Annotated in this window: 13 protein-coding genes; 1 reads left to right on the forward strand and 12 read right to left on the reverse strand. The window is 43.5% G+C overall.

What is annotated here, in order from left to right; all coding sequences use genetic code 11:
* Positions 1 to 31 precede the first annotated feature (31 nt).
* From QAS77_RS06720 to QAS77_RS06755, 8 genes are all read right to left on the reverse strand, one after another.
* Positions 32 to 439: a 30S ribosomal protein S6e gene (locus QAS77_RS06720; protein ID WP_250867579.1), complete on the reverse strand. Its 408-nt coding sequence runs from the start codon at positions 437 to 439 to the stop codon at positions 32 to 34.
* Between the two features lie 90 nt (positions 440 to 529).
* Complete coding sequence (infB, locus tag QAS77_RS06725; RefSeq protein WP_250867578.1) at positions 530 to 2,305, reverse strand: translation initiation factor IF-2; 1,776 nt, start codon at positions 2,303 to 2,305, stop codon at positions 530 to 532.
* A gap of 155 nt (positions 2,306 to 2,460) precedes the next feature.
* Complete coding sequence (gene ndk / locus QAS77_RS06730) at positions 2,461 to 2,910, reverse strand: nucleoside-diphosphate kinase (RefSeq protein ID WP_305064576.1); 450 nt, start codon at positions 2,908 to 2,910, stop codon at positions 2,461 to 2,463.
* Between the two features lie 14 nt (positions 2,911 to 2,924).
* Positions 2,925 to 3,113 (reverse strand): 50S ribosomal protein L24e, encoded by a 189-nt coding sequence (locus tag QAS77_RS06735; protein ID WP_011498393.1) that lies wholly within the window; start codon positions 3,111 to 3,113, stop codon positions 2,925 to 2,927.
* 5 nt (positions 3,114 to 3,118) lie between these two features.
* Positions 3,119 to 3,334 carry a 30S ribosomal protein S28e gene (locus tag QAS77_RS06740; RefSeq protein WP_011498392.1) on the reverse strand — a complete coding sequence of 72 codons (216 nt, stop codon included), beginning with the start codon at positions 3,332 to 3,334 and terminating at the stop codon, positions 3,119 to 3,121.
* Positions 3,335 to 3,356: 22 nt separating this feature from the next.
* Positions 3,357 to 3,710, reverse strand: coding sequence for a 50S ribosomal protein L7Ae (rpl7ae, locus tag QAS77_RS06745; protein WP_172366827.1), 354 nt, complete (start codon positions 3,708 to 3,710; stop codon positions 3,357 to 3,359).
* 225 nt (positions 3,711 to 3,935) lie between these two features.
* Positions 3,936 to 4,796 carry a hypothetical protein gene (locus QAS77_RS06750; protein ID WP_305064577.1) on the reverse strand — a complete coding sequence of 287 codons (861 nt, stop codon included), beginning with the start codon at positions 4,794 to 4,796 and terminating at the stop codon, positions 3,936 to 3,938.
* A gap of 145 nt (positions 4,797 to 4,941) precedes the next feature.
* Positions 4,942 to 7,521, reverse strand: a complete 2,580-nt coding sequence (locus tag QAS77_RS06755) for a PAS domain-containing protein (protein WP_305064581.1) — start codon at positions 7,519 to 7,521, stop codon at positions 4,942 to 4,944.
* A gap of 250 nt (positions 7,522 to 7,771) precedes the next feature.
* Here QAS77_RS06755 and QAS77_RS06760 point away from each other — a divergent pair, with 250 nt between their 5' ends.
* The gene (locus tag QAS77_RS06760) at positions 7,772 to 8,662 is read left to right on the forward strand and encodes a tetratricopeptide repeat protein (RefSeq protein WP_250867572.1); all 891 of its coding nucleotides are present in this window, start codon (positions 7,772 to 7,774) and stop codon (positions 8,660 to 8,662) included.
* 15 nt (positions 8,663 to 8,677) lie between these two features.
* Here QAS77_RS06760 and QAS77_RS06765 read toward each other — a convergent pair whose 3' ends face one another.
* From QAS77_RS06765 to QAS77_RS06780, 4 genes are all read right to left on the reverse strand, one after another.
* A complete protein-coding gene (locus QAS77_RS06765) occupies positions 8,678 to 9,157 on the reverse strand; it encodes a nucleoside deaminase (RefSeq protein WP_250867571.1) in 480 nt (159 codons plus the stop codon).
* 2 nt (positions 9,158 to 9,159) lie between these two features.
* On the reverse strand, positions 9,160 to 9,756 hold the full coding sequence (locus tag QAS77_RS06770; protein ID WP_305064578.1) for a DUF447 domain-containing protein: 597 nt from the start codon (positions 9,754 to 9,756) through the stop codon (positions 9,160 to 9,162).
* The gene (locus tag QAS77_RS06775) at positions 9,756 to 10,721 is read right to left on the reverse strand and encodes a triphosphoribosyl-dephospho-CoA synthase (protein WP_305064579.1); all 966 of its coding nucleotides are present in this window, start codon (positions 10,719 to 10,721) and stop codon (positions 9,756 to 9,758) included. Before QAS77_RS06775 ends, QAS77_RS06770 begins: the two co-directional genes overlap by 1 nt.
* Positions 10,711 to 11,827 (reverse strand): methanogenesis marker 9 domain-containing protein (locus tag QAS77_RS06780; RefSeq protein ID WP_305064580.1); only part of this gene is annotated, 1,117 nt, incomplete at its 5' end. The genes QAS77_RS06775 and QAS77_RS06780, both read right to left, overlap by 11 nt.

The following is an 11,827-nucleotide window of genomic DNA, read 5'->3' on the forward strand; positions in this document are numbered from 1 at the left end:
AAAAAAGAATTAAAAAGGAGAGTGACGAATATCACTCTGCTTGTGCTTCAACGTCTTCTGAACCGCCACCAAGGATCTCTTCAATGGTCTTGTCAGAGTATCCTGTAACTTTGGTGTTGATCTGGGTAATGTCAGGAGCAATCTCGCTTCCACGAAGGAATTTCCTTCGGCGTACGCCTTTTGCTACTGGTGAATATCCTACACCCTTTGCAATGAGGATCTTTTGCCTCTTTGGACCTGGAAGGGTTGGGCTCATTACGAAACCACTGTTGTCGGTACCGCCTGTAATGGTTAGTGTGTAACCATCCAGACCTACTGTTGCGCCATCTACTGTCTGACCAATAGATCTTCCAATGTACTGGTTTGCTTCAGCTCCAGTAATGTCGAACTGGTAGGTCTTTGTTTTTGGATCTGAAACTACAATTTTAAAATCTGCCATGATTTGCCTCCAATATGTTTGAATAAATTCGTATTTAAAGTTAGCTTAAGCCTGTATATGAATTACAGGTATTTATTTTGTATCCATCGATCATTTCGCCCAGAATGGGTTATCCCTTCTTTTTATATCCAAGAAGGAGTCAAGTGCTTCTAATTCATCCGCCGAAAGTGAATCGTAAAGTTCGTGCTCAAGTATCTTAGCATGCCTTTCAGGTATGTTCGCATAGAGAACATCGCCTTCGTTTATCTGTCTGCCCACTGTAGGGCCATCGATAGACATCGCAACCTCCATGCCGATAGTAGCAACACTTACGTTCTCGCCCCGTGATTGCAAGCCTTTTACAATTCCCACTACAGTACCATCGCCTGTCGTAACATCGACCTTCGTCTTGATGGTACCACCTATTACCCGTACACCTACAACAGCAGGTTTGCTCTGTCTGAACACACAGTCAGGCATAATAGTGAACATAGCGGGTTTGACAATTGTCTCGGAAACGGCCTTTTCGGATATAGCCCGCTGTTCCTTTACCCAATCCCTATAGTCATCTATCAAACGGTAGATGACATCGTTCATGAACACCTTGACGCCAGTGGATCGTACTTTTTCTTTGGCATCAGGAAGGATATTGACATTAAACCCTACAATAACAGAATGGAACGGATCTTCGATAGCGAAAGCTTCCATAATGTCCCTGTTGGAAATATCACCCACATCTGCTTTGCGAATAGGGATATCCTCTTTTTTAAGTTCATTCACAAGAGCTTCAAGAGAGCCAATTGTATCGGCTTTGATAGTAATACCACTCTGATCGGTATCGATCTGGACATCTTCGACCTCATTACGCACCTCTTCAACAACAGCATCCAGTGTTTCAGCAGTAGCTACCCTAACTGAACCTCCGGACAATGCACCATCGAGATGAGGAGCTGAGATCTTAACACCAACTGCAGCAGTAACCTTACTGACCTGCTTGAACTTATCTTCAACATTGATCTCTGAAAGAGCACGTGGTTTTAGGATAGCACGAACTTTTGTCTGTATAGGTTCACCCAAACATCCAACAACTATCGTATCACCTTTTTTCAGCACTCCATCATACAGGATAAGATCAAGGGTGGTACCAAGTCCACGCTCTTCTTTGACCTCCAGAACAGTACCCACACCGGGCCCTTCTGCATTATAATGAAGATTCGATTCAAGGAATCTCTGCGCCAGTCCCAGCAGAACCATCAATAGATCAGGAATACCTTCACCTGTGATCGCACTGATAGGAATAACACCGATATTATGCTGGAAATCGTTTACACGGTCATATCGATCAGAACTGAAACCATTGCTATACAGTTCACCCACGACCTCATAGAACTTGGTGTCAAGGCTTCCCCTTACGTGTTCGCTCTGCTTATTGTAAGACGTCATGAAAGGAGCACCTTTTTGAGGGTTCCAACCATGGATCTTGTCGATCTTGTTCGCCACAACAACGAACGGGGTCTTATGCTGTTGCAAAATATTCAGGCTCTCGATCGTCTGTGGTTTAAAACCTTCATTGATATCAACGATAACAACGGCAAGGTCTGCAAGAGCACCGCCACGACTCCTCAAAGTAGTGAACGCATGATGTCCAGGCGTATCAATGAAAAGAAGTCCAGGAACCATGAACTTGTCAAGTAGGCCTGGATTCCCACATTTTTCCACAATAGCACTTATAGGAACTTCGGTTGCACCAATGTGCTGGGTGATAGCTCCAGCTTCTCCGGATACAACTGCACTTCCACGTATCATGTCAAGCAGTGAGGTCTTGCCGTGATCCACATGCCCCATAACACAAACGATAGGAGTTCGTAAGTTATCTTTTACAACCATGACACAACTCTCTCTGAAATCCTGTTGAATTCATTAATATTAAAAAAAACATTCAGGAGCGTTAGTACATAACATACTAACAATGAAAGAGGACCGAATTATCGGCCTCTTGTCCCTGAATGTTATTCGATCTTCAGATGTCTGATCCTTTCGAATCACTCATACAACCATTCATCATCTGCTCGTGGATAGCCGGAGATCTCAGACTCTTCAAAGTGAAGAGCTATCTCACGCTCTGCTGATTCCAGAGCATCGGATGCATGGACAACATTTCTACCCATATCAACTGCAAGATCGCCACGGATAGTTCCAGGCAATGCATCGACAGGATTTGTTGCACCATTGATCGCACGCATGATCTTGATCGCGTTATTGCCTTCAATGACCATCGAAACGGATGGTCCTGAAGTTACAAAGGATACGAGTGAACCGAAGAAAGGCCTCTCAGAGTGCTCTTTGTAGTGCTCCTTTGCAGCCGCTTCGGTCATCACATTCATCCTTAATGCTGCGATCTTAAGACCTTTTTTCTCGATTCTTGAGACGATCTCTCCAACAAGACAGCGCTGAACGCCATCCGGTTTGACCATAACATAGGTTCTTTCCATCAGATTCACCAACATTAGGCTTTCTTCAGGTAGATCCTACCCTGTTCTGTCCAGACAGTACGCCTTGGAAGTCTTCCAAGATCGAAGTTGCCCTTACACTTAGAAGAACAGAAATAATATGTGGATCCGTCCCTCTTTGCAAAAAGGAGACCTGTACCTGGCTCAAGCAACTCTCCGCAAAATGAACATTTTCTCTGTTCCATTATCATCACCTGGTAGTTAGTTTCTTAGCCTCTCTGGATGTCTCCATAAGCATGAAAACATCACCAATTCTTACAGGACCAACGCAGTTTCTTGTAATGATCCTACCCTTGTCACGACCTTCAAGAACCCTGCACTGAATCTGGCTGGCTTCGCCATGCATACCGGTGTTACCGATCACGTCGATAACCTCAGCTGCAAAACCCATATCATCATCTGCCATTCGGGATACCTCCAGTCAATGATTATTTGAGTGCAGCGACTTTCTGTGCAACGTCTTCTACAATTTCGCTGCCCTTTCCTGCATCAGTGATTACAACAGCTGCACAGCCTACACCAATTCCACATGCTGCACCAAGTTCTTTCTGCTGTTTTACAAAAATGTATGGTGTGTTCTTTTCTTCGCAAAGAGCTGGAATGTGAGCAACGATCTCGGATGGCTCAATGTCAGCTGCGATTACTGCAAGCTTTGTGATGCCTCTTTCGATAGCTTTTGTTGCTTCGTTTGTACCTTTCTTTACCTTTCCGGTGTCTCTTGCGAGTTCGATTGCTTCAAGTGCTTTATCTGCTAATTCGTCAGGAACTTCAAATTTAACCATATTTATATCTCCTTCGAAACCGCCCTTATCTGCGGTCTGTCATTATTCATTGTAATTAACATCAGCAATGCACATTCACTCAGAAATGAGTATATGTTGCATCAACCAAAGTATTTGGTATGAATCGCCACAGTCACATATATAGCTTGCGCCAAAATGCCCGATAGCTCACCAAAGACATATGCAGAACAGAATATAAAAAAGAAAAACGAGGTGAGAACAAGCTCACCAAGCAGGCTCACCCAAGAAAGTATAGAAATCTGAAGAATCTAAGGTAACGGTCACCTTCAAAATATCTTCCTGAGACTCTATATCATAGTCCAGACCCTTATCAGGACCTTCAGCTGCATAAGCAGTTATATTGTTGCGAGTACCATCTGTCGGATTAAGATAGACAGTAGTACGTGACAAACGTGAATCATCAAGGAACATCAGATCAAAGTAATACTGATCTGCAAACCCATCATTCACGACCATAACTTGCTGTACAGGTGCACCAGGCTCCACGAACTCCATCAACCTGCTAAAATCTGATGATGCATTAGCATCGCCTTTCATGACATCCAGAACATCCTCCAACCGATCCTGCTGACCAAAGAGCATAGGATTGCCTATTACATTATACAGGTCGCTACCACGTGAAGCGAAATAGTATCCATTATACGCATCCTCTGAAAGATAATAAGGGAAAGCAATGACCTCAGGGTTTATCACATGCATATTGAAACTGTGCTGGTTAGCATATTCTGCAGAGTACAACTTAGTGACCTGAACTCCATATACTGAATCCAACTGTGACGTATTACCCATCATAAGGTAAAGTGGTGTATCCCTTATGCTGTCAATGTCAACATACTCTGCAAATGCCACCCCTTCAGGTGTCACTGCAAGACCATCAGCAAGGGAATTCAGCTCATGATCCACATGTTCACCGGGAATAGATTCAAAGCCAGCGGCATCCACAACCGAATTATCCACAACCGAATTATCCGCAGTCTCCCCATTCGAGCCTCCACTGAAGAAAAAAGGCATGATTGACATGACCATTATAACCGCCAAAAAAATGGCTATATATTTTGTATTCATTTATACTCTCCAAAAAATCGATGCATTATCGTATCTAATATGTAAAGCAATTATCTACATAATCATATATAAAGACTATTTATCTACTCCAAAAATAAAAAAATAGGGCAGACAATATAGCCCGATCCATCAGTCCATAAACCAATCAGTCAATAAGCCTTGATGAAGCCATAATACAAGGCTGTCCCGACCATTCTCCACAGACAAGCTTTGTTTCGACCCCGACCAGAAAACCACCCGCACCCACCATGACAGTCTCATAGACTAATTTTTCCCCAACCCGGGCACTCGAAAGCATAGAATCAACATTGTCCCATTCCCCATCAGGATGAAGCTCAAGGTAATGCATATCTGAAATATCCCCATCAGAAAGTTTCAGACCTTCCATAAGCATCTTATTTGCATAGAGGACATATCCATCCATGTCCAGTACCACCAATATCTCATCCACCATATCAACAAGGGACTGAAGGTCATTGTACTTCTTAGAATCATTTGAATCCGAGCGGATCTTTGAAATGACCACACCGATCTGGGTAGCAATGGTCTCAAGGGAATTGCGTGCATCGGCAGGGATCTCATATTCGGAATGCGAAGATAAGCAAAGAGCTGCAATGACATTCCCATCATATTTCACAGGGATTATACCGGTAGCATGTAAACCCTCGTACTGGGAGCTCTCACCAGTAGTAATAGCACTAAGCTCCGAATGATGTTTGTAAACCGGTTGCCCGGTCATCACAAGACGGTTCTGCACAGAATTCTTTCCAAACACCGAAATGTCCTTCACAAAACGCTCTGAAAGACCTTTATGCGCCACAAGCCTCAGATCCCCAGTTGCTTCATCAAAAAGATACAATCTTCCAGAATCCACCGGCTCGACCTTTAAGCTGAATTCAAGCATCTGTTCAAAGGTTTCCTCAAGACTATGCGCAGAACTTAGAACACTATCAAGATCAAATTGCATATGCATAAAATCATCAGAATGTTTACGGTCAGTAACATCCACAATGATACCCTGCATATAAGCGACATTCCCATCTTCATCGTGCTTGATGAACGTTCTTTCATCCACCCATCGTATATCACCGAACTTGGTCAATACACGATATTCCTGATTAAAATCCATAAAACCTGCATCTATCCTCTTAGAAAGCTCCTTTTGCACCCTATCAAGATCATAAGGATGTACAATATCAGCATACACAAACCTTCCCGAAATAAAATCATCCACCGAATAACCAAACTGGGTCACATTTTCTGAAACGAACTCAACCGGCCAATCAGGGTCAGCGCGCCAAAGGAAGACAACCGCAGGACTATTCTTAATGACATCCCCCAGGATCTTCTGTATGTCAAGAGAACGACGTAGTTCTTCATCCACCCCCCTATGAAGGAGAATACTCCACATCCCCTGCATCAGAAGTGTGACCTGACGCACATCGGAAAGATCATAATTATCAGTCTTATTGGCAAGCCCTACAAGAGCAACGATCTTGTCCCTTTCAAATATAGGAACGCTCAAAAACCGATCGATCCTCATATGCCCTTCAGGATATCCCCTTTTAGAAGGATTCTCTTCTGAATAATCATTTACTATGATCGGCAACCTCTGTTTCAGAGATTCACCCCATAACCCAACATCGACCACATGTGACTGAAGTTTCTTTTTGTTCAGAGAACATTCATTCGTAACGCCCTCAGACCATGAATCAGTCGTGATGACACTTTCATCATCGCTCATGAATGCCAGATATCCGATCTTGCTATTAGTCAGTCTTACGACCTCATCCCTGGCAAAATCAATAATGTCCTGAATGGAAGCATCCGTCATCTGGTACAAACGTAACAGCGCTTCAATACGTTTTTCTTCACTATGAAGTGCATTCTCTATCTTCTTCCTCCCAGTGATATCAAGAATGATACCCTGGAGATATGTCACATTGCCCAGTGGATCGTGTTGTATCTGAGTCCTTTCATCGACCCAGCGCACTTCTCCAGTCTTTGTGAGGATACGATACTCCTGGAAGAAATCAGAATATCCACCCTCAGTACACTTGGAAACTCCTGCACGAACACGGTCAATATCATCAGGATGTACAATATCACCATAGACCAATTTTCCCGAGATGAAATCTCCCACCGAATAACCGAACATATCAATGTTCTTCGATACGAACTCCACGGGCCAATCCTTTTCTGCCCTCCATAGAAATACAACTACCGGACTGGAATTGATAACGGTCTGAAGCGCTTTGTTCATACCAAGAGCACCATCAAGCAAAGCAATATCGTCCATCCTTTGCTCAGTAATATCCAGAATGATACCATGATAGAACTGGATAGAACCGGAATCATCAAAATGAGCGGACGTCCTTTCATCGACCCATCGAATATCCCCGGCCTTTGTGAGAATACGATATCGGAGGTTGAAATTGCGGTCTTTATCATCCATATGAAGAGACGTTTCAGATATTACATGATCAACATCATCGGGATGAATAATATCAACATAACGAAACTTTCCGGTGATCAGATCTTTTGCACCATACCCGAATTGTGAGATGTTCTCGGAAACGAACTCCACGGGCCAGCCCACTTCCGCCCTCCATAAAAAGACAACCGCAGGGCTGGAATTTATAACAGATTTGAAAACCTCTTCCCGGGATGCCGCATCAATAGTAGATACTTTTGCACCGCCTACATTCGTTTTTTTGGCACTGATGCGATCAACTCCATAATTACTGCTAGATGATACTGTTCATTAATGTTGCTCATAAAGTAATAAGATAAAAGACATATTTATACATTGATGAGTGAGCATCCAAAATGACAGTTTATTTTATATAAATTTCTGATACGTTAAAATAAATTAGCCTTATGTGGATAAATGTGAAGAGTACGCCAAACCAAACCACTTACGACCTCAACGCCATTGCAAAAAGTATATCACTGGACACCGGATATTTCAATATATGAATAATATCAAGGACATGTTCCAGCAGGCATCTTACAAAAGAAAACTAAAACAAATGGTCAAGAACGCTGAAAGCACCTATGGAAAAGGTTATGTGCTACATGAGATCGGACGATTTGAAGACGCGCTGGAAAAATATGATGAAGCAGCATCCATATGGGAAGAACTACAACAAGAGCTGCTGCAAAACGAAATGGATGATGAGGCCGAGAATGCCGCAAAACGTGAACTTGAAGTTCGATTCAACAAATGTTTCATCCTATTCAAACTGGACAAAAAGGAAGAAGCACTTGCCATAGTAGAAGACACGATACAAAAAACGCCCGATGACATAAAACCCGTCTTCAGCAAGGGATTTCTACTTTTCAACATCGGTCAATATGAAGAAGCACTCAGGATACTTGACAAGGCCATTTCGCTCGAACCGGAATATCCCGATGCATGGTGTTGCAAAGCAAACACCCTATATCAACTCGAACGTTTTGAAGAAGCCCTCGAATCCTATGAAAAAGCGATCGAATTTGCAGACATAATGCACTTCAATTTTCCGCGTTACTCATTCCTGAACACGAACCCTGACCCCACTATCAAGAAAAATGCATCCGGAATTTGGTATTGTAAGGCCAACACCCTTGAAAAGCTGGGAAAGCACAAAGAAGCAATTGAAGCTTACAACAATGCCCTTGAGATCAAACCAGCATTTTCCGATGCATGGTACTGCATGGGGAACACTCTTGAAGAAATAGGAGAGAACGAGAATGCTTTGAATGCATACAGCAATGCACTCGAAGTAGAAAGGGGTTTTACCGCAGCACTTGAGAACAAGGCAAACTTACTATTTAAGCTTGGAAGAGAGGAAGAAGCAAAGGAATTGCTCGGTTCAAACTGAGATGTTAGAGAATGATCAATACATTCTCTTATCCGTTTTTTTTGACCATTCGCTAAGGAGTTCGTGACAATCCTCACACTCCAGGTTCACTTCTTTAAGTACCGAAGGGTCAACACCTTCCCTCAACATTGCATAAATGTCACCATCATCAAAACCTATAGATGCAACATCCTCTGTGCTGGTGCAATAGTAGAGCTTCCCAATACGTGCCCATATGATCGCTGAAAGACACATCGGGCAAGGCATTGTTGTCGCATAGAGCTCACAACCAGACAGATCGAAATCCCCCAGAGCCGCTGATGCCTTACGGATAGCCACAATCTCAGCATGAGCAGACGGATCATTGGTCCCAAGAACTTCATTGTGTCCTTTTGAGATGATCTTACCGTCCTTTACAATGACAGCTCCAAAAGGGCCACCTTCATTGTTACGCATACCTTTTAATGCTTCTTTTACAGCAACATCCATGAAATTGCCCATAGGATCTTCTGACATGTTCACACCTGTCCATCATATCTTTTAAGAAGAAGGGCCATTGCTTCCTTATCAAGCTCACTACCACATTTGTTGACGGTGATAGAATATGCTTTTATGAGCCTCATATACTTCTCATCATTCGTCAATTCATATCGGGTAGCGTGTACACAGGACTCTACCACGAGATTGAAGCCCCTGTTGATTGAATTAAAGATACAGCGACCTGCATGGGCATGCCTTGGAACGAGCTTTGCAACTATTGCTTCGGAAGTCTCCTTGACCTCATCGCATTCGAATACGACCCAACAAAATGAATCCCTGACAGTTGCAAACCCAAGTCCTTCATAGGAAAGAACTTCAAACTCCGATTCAGCGAGGTTCCCAAAAGTACTACGCACGAAAATAAGAGGGTCATAAACAAGATTTGCAACAAGTATGCGTTCTGCTTTTACATTATCATAGGTCTGCGAACCTTTGTAAAGTCTTACAAATACATCATTGCCTTTCCTTATGATACCTATTGGAGCTGCATTTGGCACCCAACCATTAGAGGTAGTCACAATAACTTCCGATATACCCTCAGTGATACCAAAATCATCCAGATCGAATTCAGTCATTATAATCTCAAACCCCCGAGTAAAGATATGAACAAACCTGCTATGACGATATCTGCTGTCGAACCGGGATTTAAGCCTTTCTCCAAAAGCAGTTCATCGAATTCCTCCACATCAGCCCAGAAAGGAGACATGTGGTAGCCTGAGCCTTCCAGCCTGTCCACAATACATTTCGCCTGCCATGAAACTTCCTCAGCGGTCTTATCATCGGTCTTTGTCCTGATGAACGTATCAGGTCTTTCAGAAAGCAGCTTTAGGAATGAAAAAACAACTGCATGATTGATATCAGGTATCAGTGGTGCATCCCCGGACATACCCATAAAAAGATCCAGCATTTGGGCACACTTCACACAATCACCAAAACCATTGACCCATTCATTAGCGATCTGGTCGTAGCCCTGTGAGATCTTCATGAGGTCGTAGAGAGTAAGTCCCTCCTCCCTCAATGATACAAATGATGAATCATCCTGAAGATCAAACTCATCCACATCGTTCACACGCACCCCTGCTGAACGGAACGCCTTATAGAAATCAATAGCATCATCAGTATCCGTTGAACTGACTATTTCATGAGCACGGGCAACGAGCTCATCCATATCGAGATCATTGCCACTGCCAAGGATCTCACCGGCAGCCATTGAAAGCGGTATAAGGAGAAGAAATGCCCCAAAATGCGTGTTCCCACCGCTCTGCCAGCTATTACTATGACAGACCGCACTTCTTAGCAGAGCACCAACCCGGGCATCTTTTTTTGCTGCAGCTTCAATAACGGGATGAATACTTACCGCAGATGCCAGAAAATGTTCATACCTGGTATCCTCATAGTCATGGTGCCTGTCAATATTACCCGGCTTTGGAGAGGAGGAAACCTCAAGTATCATTGCCAGCTGTGCACAGCATGCGATATGTGAGTATACAGACCGGTTGTTACAACCATCAATAGAATGCATACCCTGATCACTGTTCATTAACAGGTTTTTTGGCATTATCTAATATATAAGTTGCAAGGTCCTTTTTCAACCGCATATAATCCGAAGCAGAAAGGTCAAGGACATCGAGAACACCGTCTCTCAAATAACAGGGTTTTGAGATCTTACAACACCAGGCCAGGCTGCCAAAACATGTGCTATCACCAAATTCGAGTGGGGTTCCTTTTGCAAATTCCATTTTGATGTTCGCAAATTCCTTTGGACTATATCCAAGCTGAGCCGCCTTGTCATGCACTGCACATGGTTTAACAGGCTTACAGCAAAACGCGAGTCCCCTAAGGTCACCTTCGCCACGACATACATGTTTGGGAGAATTATACCAGCCCATCTGTTCCTGCACTGCACAGACATCTTCAACAAGAGAATCAATGAACCCATCATCCTCAAGCACACCCCGAGATACCGAGATCATATCAGCACCCTTTGAGAACATGTCCCTTGCATCCATAATGTCCATAATTGAATTATTCCCAATAAGGAAAAGCCTTGTAGAATCACGAATACGCAAAATGGCACGAAGGTCAGCACCAGCACCTTCTTTCATGGCATCGACATGGAGAATGTCTGCTCCTGCGTTCTCAATGCTTCTTGCAAGGGCAACATCATCGACAACGTTTGCCCTCACCTTCACAGAAAGAACCACACCTGTCTCTTTGATCTTCTTTATCCACTCGGTAAGTCTGGGAAGGTCTTTCATCAATGCTTCACCAACACCGATGGAAACCATTTCCTCCTGCCTGCAATGTGCATCAAGCTCAAGTATGCCACCAGCAGCTTTCACGATACTAGCAACTTTAAGAAGAGGGTCAAGGCTTACAGCTCTTACATTAAAACCTACGGCTCCAACGGTATCAACAGCATTGACCTCAGTTTCAAAAAACTCAAGAGGAGCATCCGATAAGAACTCCTGCCGGCCTCTTTCAACAAGCTTTACCGCAGCTGCATTCGTTTCTTTGTCCAGATTATAGCCACCGATCACTGCAAGACCGGCATTCTTTGCATTTTTGCTGGCAAATGCACTGTCAGTGATACCAGCCATTGGCGCAAGCGCAATGGGGTTTCTGAAAGTAACATAACCAACTTGC

The organism is Methanococcoides sp., from assembly GCF_030594565.1.
GTDB lineage: Archaea > Halobacteriota > Methanosarcinia > Methanosarcinales > Methanosarcinaceae > Methanococcoides > Methanococcoides seepicolus.